This window comes from Seonamhaeicola sp., from assembly GCF_028281565.1.
Lineage (GTDB): Bacteria > Bacteroidota > Bacteroidia > Flavobacteriales > Flavobacteriaceae > Seonamhaeicola.
In genome coordinates this window covers 23,770-49,034 of the sequence record NZ_JANQJQ010000042.1, presented here as the reverse complement: position 1 = coordinate 49,034, position 25,265 = coordinate 23,770, and the positions used below count along the sequence as shown (strand labels likewise).

General features: G+C 34.7%; 26 protein-coding genes and 1 other RNA gene. 12 read left to right on the top strand and 15 right to left on the bottom strand.

Going from position 1 to position 25,265, the window contains the following annotated elements:
* Positions 1-4 precede the first annotated feature (4 nt).
* The 4 genes from Q0983_RS17210 to Q0983_RS17195 are packed head-to-tail and all read right to left on the bottom strand — an operon-like array spanning position 5 to position 4,884.
* A complete protein-coding gene (locus tag Q0983_RS17210) occupies positions 5-1,108 on the bottom strand; it encodes a DegT/DnrJ/EryC1/StrS family aminotransferase (protein WP_299556122.1) in 1,104 nt (367 codons plus the stop codon).
* Positions 1,105-2,127, bottom strand: coding sequence for a GNAT family N-acetyltransferase (locus Q0983_RS17205; RefSeq protein ID WP_299556121.1), 1,023 nt, complete (start codon positions 2,125-2,127; stop codon positions 1,105-1,107). The genes Q0983_RS17210 and Q0983_RS17205 overlap by 4 nt, the downstream gene beginning before the upstream one ends.
* Positions 2,105-3,070, bottom strand: coding sequence for a glycosyltransferase family 2 protein (locus Q0983_RS17200; RefSeq protein ID WP_299556120.1), 966 nt, complete (start codon positions 3,068-3,070; stop codon positions 2,105-2,107). Before Q0983_RS17200 ends, Q0983_RS17205 begins: the two co-directional genes overlap by 23 nt.
* A gap of 32 nt (positions 3,071-3,102) precedes the next feature.
* The gene (locus Q0983_RS17195) at positions 3,103-4,884 is read right to left on the bottom strand and encodes a glycosyltransferase family 39 protein (protein WP_299556119.1); all 1,782 of its coding nucleotides are present in this window, start codon (positions 4,882-4,884) and stop codon (positions 3,103-3,105) included.
* A gap of 96 nt (positions 4,885-4,980) precedes the next feature.
* On the opposite strand from Q0983_RS17195, the gene Q0983_RS17190 reads away from it, so the two are divergent.
* Positions 4,981-5,598 carry a class I SAM-dependent methyltransferase gene (locus Q0983_RS17190; RefSeq protein ID WP_299556118.1) on the top strand — a complete coding sequence of 206 codons (618 nt, stop codon included), beginning with the start codon at positions 4,981-4,983 and terminating at the stop codon, positions 5,596-5,598.
* Here Q0983_RS17190 and Q0983_RS17185 read toward each other — a convergent pair.
* The 3 genes from Q0983_RS17185 to typA form a co-directional block, all read right to left on the bottom strand.
* A complete protein-coding gene (locus Q0983_RS17185; protein ID WP_299556117.1) occupies positions 5,595-6,899 on the bottom strand; it encodes an O-antigen translocase in 1,305 nt (434 codons plus the stop codon). The genes Q0983_RS17190 and Q0983_RS17185 overlap by 4 nt on opposite strands.
* Positions 6,900-7,074: 175 nt before the next feature.
* Positions 7,075-7,308 (bottom strand): uroporphyrinogen decarboxylase, encoded by a 234-nt coding sequence (locus Q0983_RS17180; RefSeq protein ID WP_299556116.1) that lies wholly within the window; start codon positions 7,306-7,308, stop codon positions 7,075-7,077.
* On the bottom strand, positions 7,308-9,107 hold the full coding sequence (gene typA / locus Q0983_RS17175) for a translational GTPase TypA (RefSeq protein ID WP_299556115.1): 1,800 nt from the start codon (positions 9,105-9,107) through the stop codon (positions 7,308-7,310). Before typA ends, Q0983_RS17180 begins: the two co-directional genes overlap by 1 nt.
* A 92-nt stretch (positions 9,108-9,199) precedes the next feature.
* Between typA and kdsA the strand changes: the two genes are divergently transcribed.
* Complete coding sequence (gene kdsA, locus Q0983_RS17170) at positions 9,200-10,018, top strand: 3-deoxy-8-phosphooctulonate synthase (protein WP_299556113.1); 819 nt, start codon at positions 9,200-9,202, stop codon at positions 10,016-10,018.
* Between the two features lie 9 nt (positions 10,019-10,027).
* Here the strand turns inward: kdsA and Q0983_RS17165 are convergent, their stop codons facing one another.
* Entirely contained in the window at positions 10,028-10,372 is a 345-nt protein-coding gene (locus Q0983_RS17165; protein ID WP_299556111.1) for a DUF1801 domain-containing protein, read from the bottom strand.
* 121 nt (positions 10,373-10,493) lie between these two features.
* Here Q0983_RS17165 and Q0983_RS17160 point away from each other — a divergent pair, with 121 nt between their 5' ends.
* The 6 genes from Q0983_RS17160 to Q0983_RS17135 all read left to right on the top strand — a co-directional run bounded on the left by Q0983_RS17160 (position 10,494) and on the right by Q0983_RS17135 (position 15,754).
* Positions 10,494-11,102 (top strand): hypothetical protein, encoded by a 609-nt coding sequence (locus Q0983_RS17160; protein WP_299556109.1) that lies wholly within the window; start codon positions 10,494-10,496, stop codon positions 11,100-11,102.
* Positions 11,103-11,163: 61 nt separating this feature from the next.
* Positions 11,164-11,457, top strand: a complete 294-nt coding sequence (locus tag Q0983_RS17155) for a transcriptional regulator (RefSeq protein ID WP_299556107.1) — start codon at positions 11,164-11,166, stop codon at positions 11,455-11,457.
* A gap of 53 nt (positions 11,458-11,510) precedes the next feature.
* Entirely contained in the window at positions 11,511-12,881 is a 1,371-nt protein-coding gene (creD, locus tag Q0983_RS17150) for a cell envelope integrity protein CreD (RefSeq protein WP_299556105.1), read from the top strand.
* A 402-nt stretch (positions 12,882-13,283) separates the two neighbouring features.
* On the top strand, positions 13,284-13,676 hold the full coding sequence (locus tag Q0983_RS17145) for a DUF2809 domain-containing protein (protein WP_299556103.1): 393 nt from the start codon (positions 13,284-13,286) through the stop codon (positions 13,674-13,676).
* Positions 13,648-14,322 (top strand): DUF1361 domain-containing protein, encoded by a 675-nt coding sequence (locus tag Q0983_RS17140; RefSeq protein ID WP_299556101.1) that lies wholly within the window; start codon positions 13,648-13,650, stop codon positions 14,320-14,322. The genes Q0983_RS17145 and Q0983_RS17140 overlap by 29 nt, the downstream gene beginning before the upstream one ends.
* Positions 14,312-15,754 carry a radical SAM protein gene (locus Q0983_RS17135; RefSeq protein WP_299556099.1) on the top strand — a complete coding sequence of 481 codons (1,443 nt, stop codon included), beginning with the start codon at positions 14,312-14,314 and terminating at the stop codon, positions 15,752-15,754. Before Q0983_RS17140 ends, Q0983_RS17135 begins: the two co-directional genes overlap by 11 nt.
* On the opposite strand, the gene Q0983_RS17130 is transcribed toward Q0983_RS17135, so the two are convergent.
* The gene (locus tag Q0983_RS17130; protein ID WP_299556097.1) at positions 15,717-16,925 is read right to left on the bottom strand and encodes an NAD(P)-dependent oxidoreductase; all 1,209 of its coding nucleotides are present in this window, start codon (positions 16,923-16,925) and stop codon (positions 15,717-15,719) included. The genes Q0983_RS17135 and Q0983_RS17130 overlap by 38 nt on opposite strands.
* 207 nt (positions 16,926-17,132) lie before the next feature.
* Here Q0983_RS17130 and ssrA point away from each other — a divergent pair.
* Positions 17,133-17,528, top strand: a transfer-messenger RNA (tmRNA) gene (gene ssrA / locus Q0983_RS17125).
* A gap of 35 nt (positions 17,529-17,563) precedes the next feature.
* Here the strand turns inward: ssrA and Q0983_RS17120 are convergent.
* From Q0983_RS17120 to Q0983_RS17095, 6 genes are all read right to left on the bottom strand, one after another.
* A complete protein-coding gene (locus Q0983_RS17120; RefSeq protein WP_299556095.1) occupies positions 17,564-19,759 on the bottom strand; it encodes a hypothetical protein in 2,196 nt (731 codons plus the stop codon).
* 229 nt (positions 19,760-19,988) lie between these two features.
* Positions 19,989-20,258, bottom strand: a complete 270-nt coding sequence (locus tag Q0983_RS17115; protein ID WP_299556093.1) for a hypothetical protein — start codon at positions 20,256-20,258, stop codon at positions 19,989-19,991.
* Positions 20,259-20,443: 185 nt separating this feature from the next.
* A complete protein-coding gene (locus tag Q0983_RS17110) occupies positions 20,444-20,842 on the bottom strand; it encodes a rhodanese-like domain-containing protein (RefSeq protein ID WP_299556091.1) in 399 nt (132 codons plus the stop codon).
* Positions 20,843-20,845: 3 nt separating this feature from the next.
* The gene (locus Q0983_RS17105; protein WP_299556089.1) at positions 20,846-21,163 is read right to left on the bottom strand and encodes a rhodanese-like domain-containing protein; all 318 of its coding nucleotides are present in this window, start codon (positions 21,161-21,163) and stop codon (positions 20,846-20,848) included.
* A 111-nt stretch (positions 21,164-21,274) separates the two neighbouring features.
* Positions 21,275-21,895 (bottom strand): thioredoxin family protein, encoded by a 621-nt coding sequence (locus Q0983_RS17100; protein WP_299556087.1) that lies wholly within the window; start codon positions 21,893-21,895, stop codon positions 21,275-21,277.
* A gap of 6 nt (positions 21,896-21,901) precedes the next feature.
* Positions 21,902-22,447 carry a TlpA family protein disulfide reductase gene (locus Q0983_RS17095; protein WP_299556085.1) on the bottom strand — a complete coding sequence of 182 codons (546 nt, stop codon included), beginning with the start codon at positions 22,445-22,447 and terminating at the stop codon, positions 21,902-21,904.
* A gap of 403 nt (positions 22,448-22,850) precedes the next feature.
* Here Q0983_RS17095 and Q0983_RS17090 point away from each other — a divergent pair, with 403 nt between their 5' ends.
* The 3 genes from Q0983_RS17090 to Q0983_RS17080 all read left to right on the top strand — a co-directional run bounded on the left by Q0983_RS17090 (position 22,851) and on the right by Q0983_RS17080 (position 25,265).
* Entirely contained in the window at positions 22,851-23,156 is a 306-nt protein-coding gene (locus Q0983_RS17090) for a GIY-YIG nuclease family protein (RefSeq protein WP_299556083.1), read from the top strand.
* A 42-nt stretch (positions 23,157-23,198) separates the two neighbouring features.
* On the top strand, positions 23,199-24,605 hold the full coding sequence (locus Q0983_RS17085) for an anthranilate synthase component I family protein (RefSeq protein WP_299556081.1): 1,407 nt from the start codon (positions 23,199-23,201) through the stop codon (positions 24,603-24,605).
* 93 nt (positions 24,606-24,698) lie between these two features.
* Complete coding sequence (locus Q0983_RS17080; protein ID WP_299556079.1) at positions 24,699-25,265, top strand: aminodeoxychorismate/anthranilate synthase component II; 567 nt, start codon at positions 24,699-24,701, stop codon at positions 25,263-25,265.

Sequence of the window (25,265 nt, the reverse complement as noted above, 5' to 3'; positions counted from 1 at the left end):
TCTGTTAGCTAAAGTCATTTACAACTTCTACAATTCTTTCAATTTCAAGGGAAGTCATTACCGGGCTCAAAGGAAGGCTTACAATATTATTATGGATAGTTTCAGTTATGGGCAAACGCTTAATATTTAAACAAGAAAACACTAATTGTTTATGAGGGGGTACCGGGTAATGAATTAAAGTCTCTATATCATTTTCAGACATATATGACATGAATTTTTCTCTATTTTCCACTAAAACCACAAAGGCATAAAATACATGGTCCTTGGATAGGCTATAATACGGGAGTTTAACTTTTCTATTAATTATTTTTGACAAGTAGTATTTAGCTATATTTCGCCTCTTTTCATTATCACTATCTAATTGCTTTAATTTTATACTTAAAAATGCTGCCTGAACTTCATCCAATCTACTATTAGTACCCATAACCTCATATTTATATTTAGAGGAAGCACCATAATTACGAATCTTTCGAATGACCTCATTTAAGTGTGCATCATTTGTTGTAATGGCCCCGGCATCACCTAAAGCTCCTAAGTTTTTACTGGGATAAAAACTAAAGGCTGCTGCATGGCTTAAATTGCCCGCTCTACCCCCCTTGTCATCAATTGCTCCATGGGCTTGAGCTGCATCTTCAATTATCAACAAGTTATTCTGTTTAGCTATTTTTTTTATGCTATTCATTTCTGCCAATAAACCATAAAGATGAACGACCAAAATAGCTTTTGTTCTTGTTGTTATATTCTTTTCAATTTCTTTTGTTGAAATATTATAAGTCTCTATACTTGGCTCCACCAATATGGGCTTTAAACCCACTTCTTTAATTGCCAGAATACTTGCTATAAAGGTGTTCGCCGGGACAATAACTTCATCATTTTTTTTCAACACTCCTAACTCCAAGTAAGCCCTAAAGATTAGAATTAATGCGTCCAGACCGTTACTAACACCAATACAATATTTTGTACCGCAATATTTAGCATACGTTTTTTCAAATGAGGCAACTTCATTTCCCAATATATAATGTCCTGAATCTAAAAACTGTTGGAACTTTGTTTGAAATTCAACTTCAAAACGAGCATTAATTCTATGTAAATCCAGAAACTTGATCATACCATTACATCCTCTAATAACTTATAGCTTTTGGTCTCAACTTCATAAAAGTCCTGAGTTACTGTTCTTGCCCCAAAGCCTTCTTTCCAAAACTGAAGCCCTTTGTTTATTTGTAAACCATTATTGTCGTTTGAAGTACCGAAATCAAAATAGCTTTTGTTTTTAAATATTTGATCTATCAGATGTACATGTAAAAAATCTAAACTCCCCAGTTCGTTATTTCTTTCATTTCCTGAAATGTATTGAGAATGTGCCACATTTTTAGATTCAAACACCGTGGTTCCTGCAACAATTTCTTTATTACAATAAACATTAAATTGCCTGATATTATTTGGAAACTTTTCTCTTAAAGACTTAATCTCATTAAGGCTATGAACCGGCGTAACACCATGTTTCTGTTCCAGGTTTTTAATCAAAATTGTATTCCAAAATAGATCAAAAGTTGTTTCTTCTTTAATACACAAATCATGCTTTTTTCCCCTTTTGACTCCTTCTAATCTATTACTCGAAATTTTCAATCTTTTATTTAAATCTATTACTGAGAGCGTATCTCTTCTAACTAAATTTGCGTTTAGAATGAACATTAAATAGTCAACTTCACTACTTGGCAATGTATTGTATATAAATGGAAGCTGTTTTAGGCTCAAAGTTGTGATCCCATAATTATTTAAATATTCCAATACCGCTTTAAAAACTTGCAATACCACTTCAAACTTTATATTTTCAGGTAATACAAACCCTCCATAGGTTAAACCTTGATGTGAAAAAACCCTGGCACCTACCTTATTAGCAGGTAAAATAGCGCACAGCTTATTGTTTTTATAAACCATTAAGGAGAAATCTTCAAACCTGTCTTTATGGTACTCCATAAAGTCCCTATGAAAAAGGAATGTCGCATTCTTAGCATTTGCCACAAAACTATTCCACAGTTGAAAATCTAAATAATTATATGGTCTTACTGAATAAATAACATTCTTTTTAATATTAGTATCTACCTTAATCATCTTTTGAACCTTCATCAACAGCAGGGATAATATTAGTATCCTTAACCATATATAAAGGTCGTTTTTTAACACTTTTGTCAATACGGGCAATATATTCTCCGATAATACCGATAGAAAGTAATTGTATTCCTCCTATAAAGGCCGAACTGATAATTAAAGACGTCCAGCCGGACACAGTTCTATCCAGTGCAAAATAAGAAAATACCGCAAATAGTATAATGAAGAAAGATAGTAAAGAGATTATAAGTCCCAAACGACTTACGAACAGCAACGGTCTATCTGAAAATCCGGTAATAGCATCCAATGCCAATCTAAACATTTTGCCGTAGGAATAACCGGAGACGCCTTGTTTTCTACTATCTCTATCAAACTTAACTGAAGTATGGCTGAAACCTAACCAGGCTATTTGACCTCTCAAAAATTTATTTGGTTCTGTCATTTCATTTAAAGCTACCACTACTTTTTTATCAATTAATCTAAAATCACCTGCATCAAAAGGTATCGTAAAATTTGTTATTCTTTCTAAAATACGGTAAAACATTTTGGCCGTAATTTTTTTTAGAAAAGTTTCTCCTAACCGTTTATTACGTTGCGCATAAACAACATCGTATCCTTTTTTATATTCACTATATAATTTAGGAATTAACTCCGGAGGATCCTGTAAATCGCCATCAATAATTACGGCACATCTGCCTAAACACTGTTCCATACCCGCTGAAACAGCTATTTGATGACCAAAATTTCTATTAAAATCAATATATAGAACGTCTTTATCTTTTCGAGACAATGCTAATATTTGTTGCATGGAGTCATCACTACTACCATCATTAACAAAAATGATCTCGTAGCTTAATGCCAATTCTGTAAGAACTTTTACTAAACGTTCATATAATTCTAATATAATATTAGATTCATTATAAATAGGTATTATAACAGATATATCCTTTATATTTCTCATTCTCTAAATCCTAATTAAACAACTAATATTTACTATTTATGGTACTTTTGTGTTTGATATATGTTAAAATAATCATTGCTCCAAACAATTTTATAATCATTACGACTTAAAAAGTCGTTCATCACCTTATTCTTCTTAGCATCATACGCATTGATCAAATTTTTATCGTTATTAAAATCTTCAGACAAATATTCTGGTATAGGTTCAGAAAAACTCCAAATGGTTTCAAATTTTTGTTGCACTATGACTGGATATTTTAATATGTGCTCTTCAGCATACAGTAATTTTTTTTTAAATGAATGATGATCATAAATCCATACCCAGGGGTTATACATATACGGTTTTGTCTTTGTTAAAAAATGTAACATAGGCACTTTGTCATAAACTAAGAGATAATCATCTGGTTTTACATAGTCATCAATGTGTAACAACAATTCATTAACAATATTGGCTCGTCTCTCTTTAGTATAAACTCCTTTGGCTAAAGTATTATTAATTGCATATGTTTTTTTTAAACGACTTCCATGATCAAAATAAGCCTCTCCTGACACATTATATGCTTTTGCTGTTAAAAAAGTAACTCCAATAATTAGGACTAACACTTGGCATGTCTTTTTCATAATTATATCCTGTTTTACTCCAATCATTAGGCCCGTGCCAATGTACCCTTTAAACGATTGTAAATCATTAAGCCAATAAAAAAAGAAGGGCACGGACAACCATATACACATGTAACCACTACTTGTTATCCCTCCACCACTTCCCAAAGGTAAAAAGGTGAGCATTAAAACCCCTAAAAAGGCTAAGGTTTTAATATCTGATGGTTCAGATTTAGTAAACAAAGTCAATAAAACTCCCAGGTAAGCTATAGCATATATAGGATAGATCTTACCTATTTTAAAATAAACAAATAAAGCAACAATACTAACAATCAAAATTATTGTTTTTAGTATTTGCTTTTTATTAAAATAACTATATCCTATTAAAAAGAACAACAGTAATAAACTTAATTTGCCTCCTTCTACGAATAATTTGATATACTTAAATACATAACTTTTTAAAAGCGCATTAATATTGTGAGAACTTCCTTGAGTTTTACCTAAATCGAAAAGTCCGTAAATAGCTCTTTTCATAATCTCTAACTGATCTAAAGCCAATAGCAATAACAGGATAAATAGTAATCCAATTACAACACCTAATACAAACATAAACATAGGTTTGATTGCTACTTTATAACGAACTCCGCTTGTCATTGTGCTAAATGGTATGGCTAGAATAAAAATTAACAAGGAAGCATTGGGAATTCTAGTAAAAATATTAATAGCAATAATAGCTCCGGAAACCAGTATATAGGACATCTTTTTTTTGGTTATACCTCGCATTAGAAACCATACGCTTAGCAATGCCAAAAACGCCGTCAAATGATTATGGTAATAGGTTAGAAACCCATAATCATTCACAAAAATTACAGTCAGCAACCCTAAAAGGAGTACTCTTTTAGGCATCACTTGTCTAAAAATCCTATATGCCAGTACAAAAGTTGCCGTATTAATAATAACAGTGAATATCCTAAACCATAAAATGCCCCCCTTTGGAAATACCTCATACCAAACACCTCCAACTACACCGGAAAGCCAATACACGAAATTATACTCTACACTTTGAGGATTATTATATATTTGCTGATAAAACGTTAAGGCAAAACCATCGTCACAAACATCAAATCCCTGAAAACTTAAAAGTAACTGAACACAAACCACTAAAAAAACAACAATTGAGAATTCCTGCTTTTTAAAAATTTTTAGTTCCGCCATGCATTTTTATTTATGAAATAGCTAAAGATATAAAATAAGCCTTTAAACCATTAAAATATTATAGTTTTATAGTGATTGAATTTTTAGATTTATTGTATGCGAAAATTATTAGATCCCAGATCCATTCTTAAACTATCTTACTTTTATACCACGTACCAGTATTTAGTTGGAGGCATAAGGGCCAGGCGTTTGTTTATTGAAAATGATGCGCGTATAAATGCGGGTGAAAAGGTTTTAGATATTGGCTGTGGCCCCGGAGATATTTTAAGATTTTTACCTGAAGTAAACTATACGGGCTGTGATATAAATCCCAAATACATAAAAACAGCAAGAGAACACTATCCCCAGTATGATTTTCATGCAACCAGCATTGAAAAATTTAAATTAAAAGATCCTCAAACTTTCGATGTGGTTATTACAACCGGAGTGATCCATCATCTAAATGACAACCAGGTAAAAACCTTATTTAACTTAGCCAAAAATGCTCTTAAACCGGAAGGGCGACTAGTCACTTTTGATGGTTGCTATATTGCCAACCAAAACCCAATTTCAAAAAAATTTTTAGATATGGATCGCGGTAATTTTATACGAAACGAAAAGGAGTATGTTTTCCTTGCTAAACAATATTTCTCAGATGTAAAAACTAAAATTGACGAAACTTATTTCCATATCCCCTACACTTCATTAATTATGGAATGCAAAAATAATAGCTAACCTTTGTTTGCTTTTAATGAACCGAAAAGCGATTTCCCAAAAATAGATAAAATAATTCCGTAGTAAACCAAATAACTTACAAAGTGTGCCATGACAGCTCCTTTAACTCCGTCAAAATAGTTAATAAAATAGATACTACTGTAATACAGGGCTATGATTAAAAAAGCTTCGGTCAAAATATAATGCCAGAACATTTTCTTGGCAATAAACTGATAGGCAATGACCATAGAGAGCACCTTTATAAAATCTCCTAGTAACTGCCACGAAAATAGATCTTCAACAGGCTCAAACTCCTCTGTAAAAACTACTGAAACAATTAACGGTTTAAGCAAATAAATTAATAGTAAACCAATGGCTAAGATTGGCATTACGGTTTTATAAAAACCAAATACTTCCTTTCTGAATTCTTTTATATCATTGATTTCAGTAAACCTTGGCAGAATATACAATGTCATTAATGAGGTAACAAACATTAAATAATACTTTGATATTCTGGTCATGGCCTCCCAAAACCCGGCATCTTTATAGCCTATATTCTCAATGATATAAGACCTGATGGCTAAGGCCACAAGTGGAAGCAAAACTGCAGAAAAAAGCGCCATCATAGAATAAGGCCCCAATTTCTTTAAAAAACCAAAACTAAATCTATTAACCTTTATTAAAGGCACTAAACTTCTTCTGTTTGTAATACCAACCAGTGTGATCAAAAATATTAACGACTCCGCTATGGCAACAGATATTAAGGCACCTTTTAAACGCTCCTGATAAATTAATAACAGGGCTACGGATACACTTAAAATTTGCCCGATAATATTTATTATGATGAGGATTTTATACTTGGAAAACCCGTTCATAATAGAAAAGGTAAACATATTTAAGGCATAAAAAGGAAGTACAATGGCGAAAACCTTTATTGCCAATGTGTAATTGTTATAGCTTGGAAAAATAATGTCTTTTATTAGTTCGGCATTAAAATAACAGGTCACCGATACTATGATGGTTGCAATAAAACCTGCATAAAAAACGGTAGAAATGGTTTTACTTAATTCAACAACATCTTCTTTAAACTTGGCAATATACTTTACAACACCTTTATATGAGCCTAATATGGATACGGTTTGAAATGAACTTACAAAATTTTGAAAATTCCCTATTAAAGCCATCCCTTCAGCACCAATGAAAACAGCAATGGCCTTAGATGTTAACAAGCCGGCTATAACTCTAGTGGTTACCGATGCTGTTTGCAACGAAGCTATTTTAACTAATACAAACTTATTTATGTAGTCTATTAATCTTTTCAATTAATGAGAATTTTCCTTTTACCGCAATATTACTAATATTACAATTAACTTTACCATTAACGAACAAAAGAATTAAATGTTCATCTGATAATTACCAATAAAATCAAATATACAAAATCGATAAACTTTTAAATTATTATACTAAGTTTAATAGATTAAGTGCATTACAATACCTTTATTTCGTCTTTTTGATCAGGTAATACAAATTGATACAAAGTATGGCTGTATTGGTTACTATAATCGGTTTAGACGCCGGCGTTAATAAAAATCCGTAAATAACAAAAAACAGGCATCCGAATGAATTGACTAACCTTAACTTTACAACAGATTTCATTAAAAATGAGAAAAGTACTGTGGCCATAGCCAAATACCCAACCCATTCCACAATTGAAATCCCAAAGAGTTCCATTAGATAGACTTATTTCGTTTACGTTCCACCTCTTTTAATAAAATCTTTCTCAATCTTAAGTGATTTGGCGTAACCTCAACGTATTCGTCTTTTTGAATATATTCCAAAGCTTCTTCTAAAGAAAACTTTATGGCCGGGACAATCTTAGCCTTGTCATCGGCTCCGGCGGAACGGACATTACTTAACTTTTTGGTCTTTGTTACATTAACAGTCATATCGTCACCACGAGAATTTTCGCCAATAACCTGACCTTCATAAATATCTTCTCCCGGATCTATAAAAAACTTACCGCGTTCCTGCAATTTATCAATGGAATAAGGAATAGCAGTACCGTTTTCCATAGATACCAAACTGCCGTTCTGACGTTCAGGAATACCGCCTTTTACAGGCTGATATTCTTTAAAACGATGTGCCATAATAGCTTCTCCTGCAGTAGCTGTTAATAGCTGATTACGCAATCCTATAATACCTCTTGACGGAATGATAAACTCACAAACCATTCTATCGCCCTTAGCTTCCATACTTAACATTTCACCTTTACGCATGGTAACCATTTCAATGGCTTTCCCTGAAACTTCTTCAGGTAAATCGATAGTCATTTCTTCAACCGGTTCACACTTTACTCCATCTACTTCTTTGATGATTACCTGTGGCTGGCCAATTTGCAACTCATACCCTTCACGACGCATGGTTTCAATTAAAACCGATAAATGTAAAACACCACGGCCAAACACCATAAACTTATCGGCACTATCGGTATCTTCAACTCTTAAAGCTAAGTTCTTTTCAAGTTCTTTGGTTAAACGTTCTTTGATATGGCGTGATGTTACATACTTTCCATCCTTTCCAAAAAAAGGTGAATCGTTAATAGTGAACAACATACTCATTGTGGGCTCATCAATGGCAATGGTTTTTAAACCTTCGGGATTTTCCCAATCTGCCACCGTGTCTCCTATTTCAAAACCTTCCAATCCAACAATGGCACAAATATCGCCGGCCAGTACCTCGTCCACTTTTTTTCTGCCTAAACCTTCAAACGTGTGCAGCTCTTTTATCCTGGATTTCACAATATTACCATCTCTTTTTACCAAAGATATATTCTGATTAACTTTTAAAACCCCTCTGGTTAAACGACCTATAGCTATTCTCCCGGTAAATGACGAGAAATCTAAAGAGGTGATAAGCATTTGAGTACTTCCTGCCTCAATTTTAGGGGATGGAATATGCGCGATAACCATATCTAACAACGGTTCAATAGTATCGGTAGGATTTTGCCAATCTTCACTCATCCAATTGTGTTTTGCAGAACCATAAACTGTTGGAAAATCCAGTTGCCATTCTTCTGCACCCAGCTCAAACATTAAATCAAACACCTTCTCATGAACCTCGTCCGGAGTACAATTTTCTTTATCCACTTTATTCACAACCACACAAGGTTTTAAGCCCAGATCAATGGCCTTCTGTAATACGAATCGCGTTTGTGGCATGGGGCCTTCAAAGGCATCAACCAATAACAAAACACCATCAGCCATGTTTAGTACACGCTCTACTTCACCGCCAAAATCGGCGTGACCGGGCGTATCAATAATATTGATCTTGGTACCCTTATAAGTAACCGAAACGTTTTTTGAGGTAATCGTAATACCGCGTTCACGCTCCAAATCGTTATTATCCAGAATTAAATCACCTGTATTTTCATTTTCACGAAACAACTGACAATGGTACATGATCTTGTCTACCAACGTAGTCTTACCGTGGTCTACGTGGGCAATAATGGCTATATTTTTTATAGAATTCATACCGGGCTCCTTAATTTAAGCGTGCAAAGTTACGTTTATTTATGTACATAAAACATTATCTTTACGCCTTTATTTAGTAAATCAAAGACTTTATGAAGCTTCAAGAAGTTCCAAAATTAAAACATACAAACTCAAATAATTTCTTTTTATTATGTGGTCCTTGTGCCATTGAAGGTGAGGATATGGCCCTAAGAATTGCAGAAAAAGTGGTTTCTATAACTGATAAATTAGAAATACCTTATGTTTTTAAAGGAAGCTTTAAAAAGGCTAACCGAAGCAGAATAGATAGTTTTACCGGAATAGGTGATGAAAACGCTTTAAAGATCCTAAAAAAAGTGTCTGATACATTTGATGTTCCTACAGTAACCGATATTCATGAAGTTTCAGATGCCGCCTTTGCCGCTCAATATGTCGATGTATTACAGATTCCGGCTTTTCTGGTACGGCAAACCGATTTGGTGGTGGCTGCAGCCAAAACTGGTAAAGTGGTTAATTTAAAAAAAGGACAGTTTATGAGCCCCGAAGCCATGAAACACGCTGTTCAAAAAGTTAAAGATTCAGGCAGTGATAAAGCCTGGATAACAGATCGAGGTACCATGTTTGGTTACCAGGATATGATTGTAGATTTTAGAGGTATCCCAACCATGCGTCGATATGCCCCTACTGTCTTAGATGTAACCCACTCATTACAACAACCTAACCAAAGCGCAGGTGTTACCGGTGGCAGGCCCAATATGATCGAAACCATTGCCAGAGCCGGCGTTGTTAATCATGTTGACGGGTTATTTATTGAAACGCACTTTGATCCTGCCAATGCCAAGAGTGATGGTGCCAACATGTTACACCTTGACAATTTAGAAAATCTTTTGACTAATTTGGTGGCTATTAGAAAAACCATCAATGGTTTTTGACCATTTTTTCTACGCCTTTCTGTTGGTATCCATAAGTTTTGCTGCTGCCTTGATGATTTCGCTAAGTTCCTGTTCGTTGATAGCATCTAAATTTGTATACTGCAATGAGCGTACATTTTTTCTATTGTTATAATCTCTTAGCTGTGGAAATTGCTTTTTAAGGATCACGCCTCTTACAAAGGCCACATCAACAAAATTAGTACGCTTTAAAATGTTCAGATAGATGAAAGGTTTGCCGTTATAATGGTAGAATGGGATGCCGTAATTGTATTTCTCAACCACATCCGGTAACGTACTCACAATAACGCTGCGCACATAAAGCATGATAGATTGGAACGGTTCTTTCTGATTCAAAAAATATTCGTCTACAGGCTTCAACGGTTACTTTATATTAGATTATAATTCAAACTTAACAAAAATTTATGATGCCCCTTTCAAAAATATTTATTTACTTTGTATTTCAAAGTACTTTTATATGGAATCAAAAGATTATTTAAAAGACATCAGCGAGATTAAAGATTTAATGAACAAGTCATCCCGCTTTATTTCATTAAGTGGCTTATCTGGAATACTGGCCGGAACCTATGCCCTAATTGGCGCTGCCATTGCATATTATATAGTCGATAATTCCGTTAGAGGATACTTGATCCTGGATGGAAACATCTTTAGGTTATGCTTATTTATTTTATTCATGGTAGCGTTTCTAAGTGTTGTAACAGGAATAGTGTTAACCACCAGTAAAGCTAAAAAACAAGGTGCAAAAATTTGGGATAGTACTTCAAAGCGCTTGTTAATAAACTTTCTGATTCCTTTAATTGCAGGCGGTCTGTACATTTTGATCATTTTAGACCAACATAAGTATGGCCAAACAGCGGCATTGATGCTAATATTTTATGGCCTTGCTTTAGTTAATGCCTCAAAATATAGTATTGGTGACATTAGATACCTGGGATTTATCCAACTGATTTTAGGGCTTTTATGCGCATTAAATCCGGGGTGGGGCTTTTGGTACTGGGTGATTGGTTTTGGACTTATGCACATTATCTATGGTACCTGGATGCATTTTAAATACGATAGAAAATAGTTCTCAGTTTTCAGTATCAGTTTTCAGTAACTTTGAACTTTAAACATTGAACAATTAAGGAGTGAGTATTATAACGAACATAAACAAATTATTTGATCACAGGATCAGGCTGGGTATCATGTCGGTTTTAATGGTGAATGAATATGCCGATTTTAATATGCTGAAAGAATTACTGGGAGCCACTGATGGTAATTTGGCAAGCCATACCAAAGCATTGGAAAAAGCCGAATATATAAAAGTAGAAAAACAATTTATAGGCAGAAAACCAAACACCCGCTACTCTACTACAAAACAAGGTAGAGCCGCATTTAAAAAACATATTGAAGCCCTTGAAAAATTAATCAATAAACAATAATAAATTTTTTTATCATTTTCACTTTGAATTACAAAGTACTTTAAAACAAGATTATGGAACAGCAACATCAACAAAACAACAAATTTGGTCACTGGTTAAAAACATCCATCACAGCCAGAATGCTAATGATTGGATTTCTAACCTTAGTATTATTAATCCCACTATTCTTCATTCAAGAGTTAATCAAAGAGCGATCATTCAGGCAAACTGAAGCTATTGAAGAAATTAATAATCAATGGGGAAAAGAAGTACTCATTTACGGTCCTATTTTAAAAGTACCCTATAAGGTTTATAAAGAGAAAACGGTAACAGATAAAAAAACCAAAAAGACATACACCGAAACCATTGAAAACATTGAAATAGCTTATTTCTTTCCCGAAACGCTGAACATCAACTCCAATATAAATCCGGAAACAAAAAGCAGAGGCATTTATACTACAGCTGTCTATAATAGTGATATTAAAATATCCGGAACTTTTACGAAGCCGGACTTTAGTGACATGGAAGTAGATGATAAAAACATTCTTTGGAACAAAGTTAAGGTCATCATAAAATCATCAAATGTAAAAGGTGTAAATAGGGCCCATTTAAAATTAAACGATAGCAGTTTTAACCTGTCCTCAAAATATAACGGGTCAAAAAACTATGGCCTGGGTGTCATAAACCTGCATACTTTAGAAACCAAAAACATTAGCTTAGTGCCCCAAACCTCTAAACCATTAACTTTTAATATAGATTTTAATATAAAAGGGAGTGAGCAAATAAGATTTGTCCCTATTGGGAAAACTACAGAAGCCAATATAACATCCAATTGGAAAGATGCCAATTTCTTTGGGGAATTTCTACCTTACAATGGCGACAAAATAAACGAAAACGGGTTTGATGCCAAATGGAAAATTTTAGATATAAACCGGCCGTTTTCTCAACAACATTTTTACAATTTACCGGAGTTAAACGATTTTGCTTTTGGAGTAAACTTTATGATTCCGGTGGATGAATATCAAAAAAGCGAACGTTCCTCGAAATACGGATTCCTGGTCATCGGGCTTACTTTTCTAATCTTCTTTCTAATCCAAACTTTAAGCAAAATAAACATTCATCCGTTTCAATATTTGATGATAGGCTTAGCGCTTACTATGTTCTATACTTTATTGGTTTCAATTTCAGAGCACAGCAACTTTTTAAAAGCTTATTTAATTGCTGGTAGCTCAGTGGTAGTTCTTATAGCACTATACTCTAAAACCATACTTAAAACCATTAAATTTCCCTTGTTTATTGGTTTATCCTTAACAGCCTTATACACTTTTATCTATGTCATCATTCAATTAGAAAACTATGCATTATTGGTAGGCAGTATTGGTCTGTTCCTGATCCTGGCAATCGTCATGTTTGCTTCACGGAAAATAGACTGGAGTAACGGTTAATTTTATTTGTTAGTATTCGAGAAGAGTGCAGGTCTGCGGTATAGCAGGCTCGCGAACCATTAAATCTCTAAAACCAAAAACAGACTTATGTACAATATCATAAACATAAGCAAAGCCATAGCAGTTTCAAGCTTTGCTTTAGGAACCATACTATTTATGCTTCAATTATATACTAACAGCGTCAATTTAATAGGAATAGGCTTTGTCTTTGTAATTCTATCAATAATCATAAATCCTATATCTGTTATAACATTATTGCTTTTTTTATTACGGAATTCAAACAATAAATCAAAAATTCTTAAAGCTATTGGCTTTGTTTTATTAAATATTCCAATAACTGCGCTATATATCTATATGCTATTTTTCACTCGTTTAAACTTTATAAACCCTGATTGGTAAACTATGATACCTAAATTAAATAAAACATATATAATCTTAACGCTACTTCTTTTTACAACCGAAGCTCTTATAGCTGCGTTTATTCCATCCGGTTTTATACGCTATACCTTAGGTGATTACCTGATAGTTATCCTAATCTATTGTTTCGCTAAAATATTCATTAAAGGACATGCTAATATAATTGCTTTTGGTGCTTTGGCTATAGCTTTTTTTGTGGAATTCCTACAACTAAGTGGTATTCTAGACTCGCTAAATCTTGACAACAGCTATACCATAAAATTGCTCCTGGGAAGTACCTTTCAGTTATCAGATTTAGTGGCCTATTCATTAGGCGCTTTAACAATAGTAATAATAGAACACACAAGACATGAACAACTTAAAAGATCTCATTTTTAGTCAATTTAAAACATTCGCACTTTTAAGTGTTTCGATCATTTTCAGCATCGTGCTGTTAATGATTAGAATGAAGCTCACACATTCCTTTTTTTACTTGTTTTTAGTCTGGAATTTGTTTTTGGCAGTCATACCTTTTACTATTACAACCTATTTAGTGAGTCTCCCCAAGCTTAATAGATTTGGGTTACTTTTTTGGTTTGGTGTATGGCTGCTTTTTTTACCTAACGCCCCTTATATTATCACAGATCTATTACATTTAAGAATAAGCAGGACGCATTTATTGTGGTTGGATATACTTGTTATAAGTTCTTTTGCATTTAGCGGACTAATGCTATTCTATTTATCGGTTTTAGACATGAAAACCATTCTTAAAACCAGAATAAAAGACAACTATCTAAAACCTCTCGTCCTATTTATTCTGTTTCTTTGCGGGTTTGGTGTGTATTTAGGTAGGTTTTTACGCTATAATTCCTGGGAAATTGTTCAAAACCCTCTCACCCTTTTTTATGACATATCACACATTGTAATATACCCCAATCAACATGCTGAGGCCTGGTTATTTACACTCCTTTTCGGGGCCTTCTTAACCGTTGGGTACTATGGCTTTATAATTATTACATCAAATAAAGCGAACCATGAAAATTAAAATGATCTTACCTGCTCTGGCAGAAGCAGAAAGTCCTTTTTGGAGACCAATTAAATACTCATTATTTCCTCCTTTAGGTTTAGCTACTTTAGCAGCTTATGTATCACCTAATGATGAGGTTGAAATTCAAGACCAGCATGTTGAAAAGTTGAATCTAAATGACACCCCGGATTTGGTTATCCTACAAGTATATATAACCAATGCATATCGTTCCTATTCCATAGCTGATCATTATAGAGCCAAAGGAACATATGTCATCCTTGGCGGATTACATGTTACCTCGCTACCCGATGAAGCATCAAAACATGCAGACTCTGTTTTTTTAGGGCCGGGAGAAGAAACCTTTCCCCAATTTTTAAAAGATTTCAAAAATAGAACCCCTAAAAAAATATACTATTCAAGTATTAGAACCTTAGAAAGAATGCCTCCTATTAGAAGGGATTTAATTAAACGCCATAGATATCTGGTTCCAAATTCTATTGTTGTGACAAGAGGATGTCCACACCATTGTACATTTTGTTATAAAGATGCCTTTTTTGAAAGCGGTAAATCGTTTTATACACAAATTGTAGATGATGCTTTAGCAGAAATTGATAGGCTTCCCGGACGTCATCTTTATTTCCTTGATGATCACTTATTAGGAAATCAAAAGTTTGCGAGTAGTTTGTTTGAAGGCATGAAAGGCATGAATAGAGTTTTTCAAGGTGCAGCAACGGTAGATTCCATTTTAAGAGGGAACTTAATTGAACAGGCTGCTGAAGCCGGTTTAAGAAGTGTATTTGTAGGTTTTGAAACCTTTTCTCCCAAAAACTTAAAACAAAGCAACAAAAAGCAAAACCTGAAACGAGATTATAAAGAAGCTGTACAACGATTACATGCTTTAGGAATTATGATAAACGGAAGTTTTGTCTTTGGGCTTGATGAAGATGATAAAGATGTATTTAAAAGAACCGTAGATTGGGGTGTTAAAAATGCCATTACAACCTCTACCTACCATGTATTAACACCTTACCCCGGAACCAAATTGTTTAAAGATATGGAAAGCCAAAATAGAGTTTTAACCAGAAATTGGGATTTATATGATACCAGGCATGTAGTTTATAAAACTACAAATTTAACAGCAGAAGAATTAAAACAGGGTTATGATTGGGCTTACAAAGAATTTTATAGGTGGGCTAACATTTTTGAAGCAAGCTTTAACCATAAATCCCATAAACACAAGCTAAAACATCTTTTATACTCTGGTGGCTGGAAAAAGTTTGAACCGCTTTGGAACTTCATCATTAAAACTAAGAACTTGAATAATATGCTACCGCTATTAGAATCTATTCTATCCAAGGTCAATTATTATGAAAAAGAAAGCTTTTCCGGTAATAGTGTGAAATTACAGAGAACTACTCCAACCCGTCAACATAATCCTGTAAATAACTGAATTGCCTGGTTAACTTTCCATTTTCAGTAATTCTGGCACGCTGTAAAACACCATCTTTATCACCATTAAAAAAGGCCGGGATTACATGCTGCAAAAACATAGTTCCAAAGCCTTCACTGGCATCCTTTGGCAGTTCACAAGGCAAATTGTCAACAGCCATAACTGCAATGGCTTTAGCACCCCTATAATCTATTTCAGACTCTGTTTCCGGATCATAACCATAAATAGGGTCTGCAATGGTAGAAGCTCTTAAAGTGGTTGCTACCGGACCATCTACATCACAGCTTATATCTGCCACAACTTTGATGTTAAAGTCGGGAGATTTCACATCTGCCCTGGTATATAAATAAGGGGCTCCGTCTCCATAAAAATGGCCGGCTATATAGAAGTCGGTTACTTTCGCAAAACGCATAAAATTGGATTCGTATGCTTCGGGAAAATCAAAAAAATCAAAAACATCATCCACAACGTTTCCATCTTTTCGTTTGTTATAGTCCAAAACATCAATTTTACAGTAAACCGGTTCATTATAGTCTGAATTCAGGTATTCTTTTACCGTAACTTGCTTAATAGCCATAGCATCCAACATTTCCTGGGAACCATTGGAGACTTTCCCGCTACCGGTTAACAGTATTTTAATATTTGGAAGTCGGATTGCTCTCAGTTGCTTTATTAGAGCACCTTGGTCTGACAAAGTTTCGGCTTTGGGTAAATTCCAGGATCCAAATTTTAAACCCCAGGCTCTAAAACCATTATAGGCCCCTACAATACCGGCATAACGCCCAAAACCTATCAATCTGAATCCTTCGTTATTTACTATGGTTTCATGATCATACAACTCGATATTTTTTTCAAGAATAGCCCTTAACAATTTTCTATTATATGGTTGCTTTTTTATGGTATGCGAGAAGAAAAAGTATTTTTTATTGGGAATCAGAGCTTCTATGGGCACTTCCTTAACACCCAACATTACATCACAATCTGAAACATCCCGGGAAACTTCAAACCCTTTTGAACTATAATCATCATCTGAAAATACCCGAATACTTGAGGGTTCCACTTTAAACGTCGCCTCTTGAAATTGATCCTTAGCTTTCAGCAATTCTGACGGTGAAAATACCACTCTACGATCCGGTGGGGTTTTACGCTCTTTAATGATAGCAAACTTCATAAATGAAATGGAATAATTTTTGCTCTAAAATAGTTGGATTTTAACCGAATTACAAAGTTTTTGGTAACTTTGCCATCCGCATTAGATAATAGAACACCTCGGCTGTACTCAGTGCATACAGGTGCTAAAAAAATCATATGGGGTGAGATCCCGAAATAAATTCGGGATTAATTCAATAGCGTAAATTAAAATTTACTATTTCATTAAGGGGTCGACTGGTTTTGACAGCGAGATTAATTGAATGGTAAGCACGTGGTGTAATGATTTTGAGACACCTTAAAGGCTAAATCAAACTTTAAACGGCGAAAATAATTACGCTTTAGCTGCTTAATAACTGAATTATAGTAAGTTCAAGCCACGTCCCGCAAGGCGGGAAAGCTAAATGTCTCCTGAAAGCCCTGGTTTATGGCGTTCTTTTTAGAGGCATCGTAAAAATAAACTAAGATCAGGTAGTGCTTTGATACCTTGTCGAGATTTAAAAGCTAAGTAATAAGTAGGTGGTTTTTAGCCGGCTTATTATCGAAAATCAAGTAAAAACTAAACGTGTAGAAAGCTCTTTGGTTACTTGTTTGGACGAGAGTTCGATTCTCTCCGACTCCACATAAAAAAGCCTTTACTTTTTAGGTGAAGGCTTTTCTTTACTCTATACACTTTAACTTATCTATAAAAAATTCTTTATAATCTATGTCAGTGATCAGCTTTGAACCTTCGGTTCCTTTTAAGGTTATTGATTTTATATTCGATTTCTTCAGACTAGCCATTTGTTGTTGGGATAGTTTTCCCTTGAATTCAAAATCACTACAATTCGTTCCGTAAGTATGATAAAACGTAATAACCTCATTACTTTCCAATTCCACTCTAACATGAGATTTTTTATTAGAATAACCACTGACGCACCCCAGATCTAATGGAGAATTAAAGAAGATATCAACCTTATTTCCTTTTTTGTACAACTCAATGGTTAAGTTTTTACTTATGGTATAGGCCTTTGTCAAAACCACTTTTTCCTGGTATAAGTGATCAAACTCATTCATGGCATAGTGGCAAGTCCTTCTGAATTTTTGCCTTTCCAAAGCCTTTAGGTCAAATTTCTTTTCTTCAGGCTTTTCTTTTTCTAAAGCAATACGTTGACGTTCAGCTTCTTTAGCTTTGGCTATGGAGTCCAGTCGACGTTGTTCCCGTAAAGCCTCTTCCCGTTTTCTGGCTTGTTGCTGGACATAAGCAATACGTTTACGTTCGGCCTCTTTAGCCTTAGCAATGGAATCCAATCGGTGTTGCTCACGTAAAGTTTCCTCTTGTTTTCTTGCTTGTTCCTGTTCATAGGCGATACGTTTTTGTTCGGCCTCTTCTGCCTTCGCAATGGAATCTAGTCGACGTTGCTCACGTAAAGCGGCCTCCCGCTTTCTAGCCTCCTCTTGCTCCTGTAAAATACGTTTTCTTTCAATCTCCTGTATTTTCGCTATAGAATCCTGTTTACGCTTTAGGTATAATGCAGCAGCCCGTTGTGCAGCCTCTTCAACTTTGGCTATGGAATCCAATCGACGTTGTTCACGTAATGCTTCTTCTCGTTTTCTCGCCTGTTCTTTCTCATAAGCAATACGTTTGCGTTCAGCCTCTGCTGCTTTGGCTATGGAATCCAGTCGGTGTTGTTCTCGTAAGGCTTCCTCTCGTTTTCTCGCTTGTTCTTTCTCGTAAGCAATACGTTTGCGTTCGGCCTCTTCTGCCTTAGTTATGGAATCCAGTCGACGTTGTTCTCGTAAGGCTTCCTCCCGCTTTCTGGCTTGTTCCTGTTCATAGGCAATACGTTTCCGTTCAGCCTCTGCTGCCTTAGCAATAGAATCCAATCGACGTTGTTCTCGCAAAGCTTCTTCCCGTTTCCTTACCTGTTCTTTCTCATAAGCAATACGTTTACGCTCGGCTTCTTCTGCTTTGGCTATGGAATCCAGTCGACGTTGCTCACGAAGGGCTTCTTCTCGTTTTCTGGCCTGTTCCTTTTCATAGGTGATACGTTGGCGTTCAGCCTCTGCTGCTTTGGCTATGGAGTCCAGTCGGCGTTGTTCTCGTAAGGCTTCCTCCCGCTTTCTGGCTTGTTCCTGTTCATAGGCAATACGTTTCCGTTCAGCCTCTGCTGCCTTAGCAATGGAATCCAATCGACGTTGTTCTCGTAAGGCCTCCTCTCGTTTTCTCGCCTGTTCTTTCTCATAAGCAATACGTTTGCGTTCAGCCTCTTCAGCTTTAGCTATGGAATCCAGTCGACGTTGTTCTCGCAAAGCTTCTTCTCGCTTTCTGGCCTGTTCCTGTTCATAAGCGATACGTTTACGCTCAGCCTCTTCTGCTTTGGCTATAGAATCCAATCGACGTTGTTCTCGTAAGGCCTCCTCTCGTTTTCTCGCCTCTTCTTTCTCATAAGCAATACGTTTACGCTCAGCCTCTTCAGCTTTAGCTATGGAATCCAGTCGACGCTGCTCTTTTAAGCGTCTTTCTTCTTCTATTTTCTCTTTATTGACAATCTCATAAATTCTCTGCTTCCTGGCTTCTTCTTCTTTTCTTCTACGCTCACGCTCTTTATCCTGATAATCATAATACAGATCCTCTAATGCGTCATTTACAACCAGATCATCAATAATTACCAGCCCAATCCAGTCCTTGTATTTTACTTTATAATTATCATTACCTAAATAATCAATAACGATACATTTTTGATTTTCTTTAAAGTCCGCAATGGGTTGCGTTAATTCGTTTACATGCTCATCTATACTTTTATACAAAGTGCCATCTTGAGAAAAACGCGTAGAAATGTTTACTTCCTGCCCATGAAGATTTGAGCACAGCATTAAGAATAAAAGATAAAAACATAGATTTTTAACCATAATATGTTAAACGCGTTTGACAATATACAAACGTATTTTTAAGTTAGCTTACTCAATAGAATTTTAGGGCAATAAATTTATGAATATAAACTGCTATTAAAAGAAGACTTAACTCAATTTTTACACTTTTTATCAAATAAAAAACCCATACAAAAAATCATATGGGTTATATTCTTAAAAAAGTAGTTAAACACTAACTAACTTTTTGCTTCTGTTTCATTTTCTCTAACAGCATAAGTTCACGCTGAATTTCTTCCTTTCTTTCATTAAACTTACGAAGCTTTTCGTCCCTAATTTCCTGATTTTTTGCTCGTTGTTGCTTTCTTATCTCTTCTTGTTCCAGTTCTCTTTTCTGAGCTCTTTTCTGCTTAACTCTCTCCATTGCTACAGAAAAATAAGCAAAGCCGTACATGCTTAAAAACAATAAGGCTATTATCCCCAAAATAATGTAACCGTTATCCATAATCTTTTTTGTGCTATTAATTTAATAAAATTTAAACCTACTTAATCTTAAAACTTTAAGAAAAATCTAAATTCTTTATAAAGATAGAAAAAACAAGTGTATTTGTTAAAATAAAAAAGGTAAAGTACTCAAAAAAAAGTTAAAAGTTTAAAAAAAGTAGCCAACAAGTAGTTCAACCAATTTTTTTATTCTTTTGTAGTTTCCAGGCCTTTTTCTTTCCAGTGAAGCAACCCGCCTTCCAAATTATATATTTTGGTGAATCCGGATTCCCGGAATGTTCTAACACTTTTCCCACTTCTTTTCCCGGAGCGACAATAAACATAGATTGGTCTTTCTTTATCTAACACAGCAATATCAGAGCTAAAACTTGAAGAAAAATAATTGATGTTTTGGGCCGTTTTTATAAAACCGGCTCGATACTCTTTTGGGGTTCTCACATCAACCAATTGGATGCTGTCTGATTGAAGTTTTTCCGACAAGTCTTCAGGTGTAATTTGAATGACACTATCTTTAGAAATGGACTCTTTGCACCCAAAGAATGACACACTAAATAGGGAACAAATAAGAATTAGAAGCCGTTTCATCCCCTATTCCATATCAACTACATCTCCTGTCCATTCCAACATACCACCTTCAAGATTATAAGCATTTTCAAAACCTAGCTCTTCCATAATGGCACAAGCTTGTCCGCTTCTATTACCTGAGCGACAATACACATAATAATTTTTGTTTTTATCCAGCTCATCAACCTGATCAACAAATTCTTCACCTAAGTAAAAATCTATATGTATGGCATTGGGGATAATACCGTCAGCCACTTCAGTATCTGTTCTTACATCAAGCACAACTGCATTGTCATCATTAGCCAGCTGTTCTGCCCATTCTTCTTGTGTTAAATCTTCCATTTAAAATTTATAATTAATGTTATTACAAAATTAGTACTTCTAAAACTTATAGACGAAAAAAATCTGAAGCATTACACTTCAGATCTTAGTAACATATTATTTAAGTATTTGTTAAACTTTTATGGAGCACCCAATAGCTCTGGTTTCTTTTTGAGGCACTTCGTTCCCTTCGATTAACGCATCCACTGCATTTTCAACATACTTGGTGTTTACAGCCGATGCATCCTTATAATTATCATCTATGGCTCCAATATACTCAACCACTAAGCCACTTTCTGTTTTATCCAGTATAAATACATGCGGGGTTCTGGTTGCTCCAAACTTTGGAAATACTTCTTGTTTGGCATCAATTAAATACGGAAACGTAAAACCTTTGCTCGCTGCTCGCTGTTTCATGGCGTCCATATTATCACCCGGTTTAATAGAAGTGTTATTCGGCATTATGGCTATTACAGGATATCCTTTGGGGGTATACTTTTTGTCTAAAGCTATGATACGATCCTCGTACATGACCGCATACGGGCAGGTATTACAGGTAAACGTAACAATAAAACCTTTGGCGTCTTTATAATCTGATAAGGATACCATCTTGCCGTCAATATTCTCAAGTGAAAAATCTTCAGCTATATCGCCAATTTTATAACCATCACCTACATTATTACTAGGAATGGTAAAAGCTCCGATAAATAGCACAACACATGCCAGGGTAATTAACTTAACTGTTTTGCTCATTTTATTTTAATTTAAAAAGTGTTTTAAGGCGTTTTCTAACTCATTATATGTAAACGATCGTTCAAAAAAACTACGTTTCCCTTTTTTGTATATAATAGTTGCCGGTATGGAACCGGACCAGTCTTTATCTACCTGAGGAATCCAACTATTGGAATCTACATCATCAAGAACGATTACCTTGGATTTTAATTGTTTCTCTTTAATAAAAGGTTTTAGCTTGGACTCAAATTGATGCGGAAAATCCAAACTCACTAATACTACTTCAACATCATTGTCCTTATACTTTTCATATAGCGCTTCAAAATAAGGTAATTCTTTAACACAGGGCCTGCACCAGGTTGCCCAAAAGTTAATGACATGTATTTTATCGTCATCTTCATTTAAGAAAGGCTTTAACCCTTCAAAATCATATATCTCAAGACCTTGTATGTCTGTTGATGGTGCTTCAACCTTAATTTCCGCCTTAACCTCATTAATGGCGACCGAGTCTGTTTTCTTAGTGTTACAACTTACCATTAATAAAATTGCAACACCTAACACTTTTAATTTCATGTGTTTGTTTCTACTTAATATACTATTGTCACAAGTAACCTTAGATGATTAAAATAATCATGCCTTGAATGTGCTTAATAATTATTTTAATCATACCGGTTTCATAAGTCTAAAAATAAACAATACTTATTTGAAGTTCTTACAGTTTAACAAACTTTTAAACAAAAAAAACTTTAAAGTTTTGTAAAATACTTTTTCATTTCTATATTTGGAACCGTATAAAAAGGAAAATGAAATTAAACTTAAATAATACTTGGTGGTGGTGCTTCAGAAATTTAACATTCGTGAAGTAAAATCCTGGTATATTTAAATTAAAATATTATTAAGGCTTGTCATTCACGACAGGCTTTTTTTATATCTATCTTTAGGTCATTTCCGCGAAGGCGGAAATCTAAAAACAATAATGAATCGTAAAGGCGCATATTATGTATATATATTGTCTGATAAAAAAGAAGGTATAATTTATATTGGGTTTTCTGGAAATATAAAACAAAGAATTCTCCAACATAAAAAGGGATACAGTAAGGGATTCGTAAATAAATATAATTTAAACAAATTAGTTTATTACGAAAAATTTGAAACTCCAGATGATGCCATAAAAAGAGAAAAACAAATAAAAAAGTGGAATAGAGAATGGAAAATAAATTTAATAAATGACTTTAATCCGAATTGGAATGACCTAAGTTATTTTTTTGAAATCAATATTTAAATAAAGAATTTCCGCCTTCGCGGAAATGACAATTAATTATTTATGAAAACATACAGCCTTTATACGCATCATAAACGCATCTTAACAGATACTATAACACCTGTTACCGTATACTATAAGATCAGGGATAAATACCCCAACAGTATTTTGTTAGAAAGTGGCGATTACCATAGAAATCATAAGAATTTCTCATATATCTGTTTCAACCCGATTGCCTCCATAAAAATTGAAAATGAAGTTATATCACAAACCTTTCCGGATGGTAGTTCGACCTCATTAGACATTACTGATAAAGTGGATGTAGTTGAAGAAATCTACCAATTCACAAAACGATTTGACGTCACTTCTAAAGAAAACTTCAAGTTTATAAACAATGGTATTTTTGGGTATACAGCTTATGATGCGGTTCGTTATTTTGAAGATATTGACATTGGTAAAAAAGAAAACTCTGTTGAAATTCCGGATGCTTATTATGCGGTTTACCAAAACATCATAGCCATCAATCATTTTAAAAATGAAGCATACATTTTTGCACATTGTTATGACGATACAGAGAATAATATTGACGCTATTGATAAACTAATTAACGTTCAGAACTTTGCTTCTTACAATTTTAACTCTAAAGGAGATATTGCTTCAAACTTAACAGATGACGAGTTTCTTCAGCATGTGGAATTCGCTAAAAAACATTGTGCCAGAGGGGATGTGTTTCAGTTGGTGTTATCCAGAAGTTTTTCTCAAGAGTTTACTGGCGATGATTTTAATGTGTATCGTGCTTTAAGAAGTATCAACCCTTCTCCTTATCTTTTCTATTTCGATTATGGCGATTTTAAAATATTTGGAAGTTCTCCGGAGGCGCAACTCATTGTTACGGATGGTTTGGCTGAAATACATCCTATTGCCGGAACTTTTAGGCGTACCGGTGATGATGAAAAAGACGCCGTGTTGGCTGATGCTCTGATCAAAGATGATAAAGAAAATGCAGAACACGTTATGCTGGTAGACTTGGCCAGAAATGATTTGAGTCGACACGGAAGTCAGGTAACAGTAGACACCTACCGCGAAGTTCAGTTTTTCTCGCATGTGATCCATTTAGTAAGTAAAGTAACAGGTCAAAAACACAACACCACTTCAACCATGCAAGTGGTAGCCGACACCTTTCCTGCGGGAACTTTGAGTGGTGCCCCTAAACACAGGGCTATGCAACTCATAGAACAATACGAAAAAACAAGCAGAGGGTTTTATGGTGGCGCCATTGGTTTTATGGATTTTGATGGTAATTTTAATCACGCTATCATGATCAGGACCTTTTTGAGTAAAGATTACAAACTAAACTGGCAGGCCGGTGCAGGATTGGTTTCTAAATCAAACCCGGAAAGTGAGTTACAGGAAGTATATAATAAATTAGGAGCATTAACAAAAGCTATTCAGTTAGCAGAAGACATTTAAAGTAAACAGTAGCAGTACTCAGTTTGCAGTAAAAAAATTAAAGAAATTATTACCACATTAACATTCATGTAATCGTGGCATAAAAAAATAAAAATGAAGAAAGTATTAGTTATTGATAATTACGACAGTTTCACATATAATCTTGTACATTATTTAGAAGATTTAAACTGTGATGTTACTGTGTACAGAAATGACAAATTGGAGTTGGAAGATGTTGAACCGTTTGATAAAATTGTATTATCACCGGGTCCCGGAATTCCTGATGAAGCCGGATTGTTAAAAGCCATTATTGAAAAATATGCTTCTACAAAGAGTATTTTGGGTGTATGCCTTGGACAACAGGCTATCGGTGAAGTTTTTGGTGGTACACTTATTAATTTGGATGAGGTGTATCACGGTGTAGCCACCCAGGTGGAAATTTGTGTTGATAACGAATCCATTTTTAATGGCCTGGAAAAAAACATAGAAGTTGGTCGTTACCATTCCTGGGTAGTCCATCCTAATTTGCCGGACAGTTTAGAAGCCACTTCTTATGATGCAAACGGACAGGTTATGTCATTGCGCCATAAGGAATACGATGTAAAAGGTGTTCAGTACCATCCTGAGTCTGTCTTAACGCCGGAAGGGAAGAAGATTTTAGAAAATTGGGTTAATAACTAG

Bases quoted from the DNA above. Each gene is read 5' to 3' on its own strand.
- Q0983_RS17160 (WP_299556109.1), top strand. From the start codon at position 10,494: ATGGAATCAAAAGATTATTTAAAAGACATCAGCGAGATTAAAGATTTA.
- Q0983_RS17135 (WP_299556099.1), top strand. From the start codon at position 14,312: ATGAAAATTAAAATGATCTTACCTGCTCTGGCAGAAGCAGAAAGTCCT.
- Q0983_RS17210 (WP_299556122.1), bottom strand. From the start codon at position 1,108: ATGATCAAGTTTCTGGATTTACATAGAATTAATGCTCGTTTTGAAGTT.
- Q0983_RS17105 (WP_299556089.1), bottom strand. From the start codon at position 21,163: ATGGAAGATTTAACACAAGAAGAATGGGCAGAACAGCTGGCTAATGAT.
- Q0983_RS17145 (WP_299556103.1), top strand. From the start codon at position 13,284: ATGATACCTAAATTAAATAAAACATATATAATCTTAACGCTACTTCTT.
- Q0983_RS17190 (WP_299556118.1), top strand. From the start codon at position 4,981: ATGCGAAAATTATTAGATCCCAGATCCATTCTTAAACTATCTTACTTT.
- Q0983_RS17205 (WP_299556121.1), bottom strand. From the start codon at position 2,127: ATGAAGGTTCAAAAGATGATTAAGGTAGATACTAATATTAAAAAGAAT.
- Q0983_RS17120 (WP_299556095.1), bottom strand. From the start codon at position 19,759: ATGCTGTGCTCAAATCTTCATGGGCAGGAAGTAAACATTTCTACGCGT.
- Q0983_RS17085 (WP_299556081.1), top strand. From the start codon at position 23,199: ATGAAAACATACAGCCTTTATACGCATCATAAACGCATCTTAACAGAT.
- Q0983_RS17095 (WP_299556085.1), bottom strand. From the start codon at position 22,447: ATGAAATTAAAAGTGTTAGGTGTTGCAATTTTATTAATGGTAAGTTGT.
- Q0983_RS17080 (WP_299556079.1), top strand. From the start codon at position 24,699: ATGAAGAAAGTATTAGTTATTGATAATTACGACAGTTTCACATATAAT.
- Q0983_RS17195 (WP_299556119.1), bottom strand. From the start codon at position 4,884: ATGGCGGAACTAAAAATTTTTAAAAAGCAGGAATTCTCAATTGTTGTT.
- kdsA (WP_299556113.1), top strand. From the start codon at position 9,200: ATGAAGCTTCAAGAAGTTCCAAAATTAAAACATACAAACTCAAATAAT.
- Q0983_RS17180 (WP_299556116.1), bottom strand. From the start codon at position 7,308: ATGGAACTCTTTGGGATTTCAATTGTGGAATGGGTTGGGTATTTGGCT.
- typA (WP_299556115.1), bottom strand. From the start codon at position 9,107: ATGAATTCTATAAAAAATATAGCCATTATTGCCCACGTAGACCACGGT.
- Q0983_RS17110 (WP_299556091.1), bottom strand. From the start codon at position 20,842: ATGAAACGGCTTCTAATTCTTATTTGTTCCCTATTTAGTGTGTCATTC.
- Q0983_RS17200 (WP_299556120.1), bottom strand. From the start codon at position 3,070: ATGAGAAATATAAAGGATATATCTGTTATAATACCTATTTATAATGAA.
- Q0983_RS17100 (WP_299556087.1), bottom strand. From the start codon at position 21,895: ATGAGCAAAACAGTTAAGTTAATTACCCTGGCATGTGTTGTGCTATTT.
- Q0983_RS17130 (WP_299556097.1), bottom strand. From the start codon at position 16,925: ATGAAGTTTGCTATCATTAAAGAGCGTAAAACCCCACCGGATCGTAGA.
- creD (WP_299556105.1), top strand. From the start codon at position 11,511: ATGGAACAGCAACATCAACAAAACAACAAATTTGGTCACTGGTTAAAA.
- Q0983_RS17090 (WP_299556083.1), top strand. From the start codon at position 22,851: ATGAATCGTAAAGGCGCATATTATGTATATATATTGTCTGATAAAAAA.
- Q0983_RS17115 (WP_299556093.1), bottom strand. From the start codon at position 20,258: ATGGATAACGGTTACATTATTTTGGGGATAATAGCCTTATTGTTTTTA.
- Q0983_RS17140 (WP_299556101.1), top strand. From the start codon at position 13,648: ATGAACAACTTAAAAGATCTCATTTTTAGTCAATTTAAAACATTCGCA.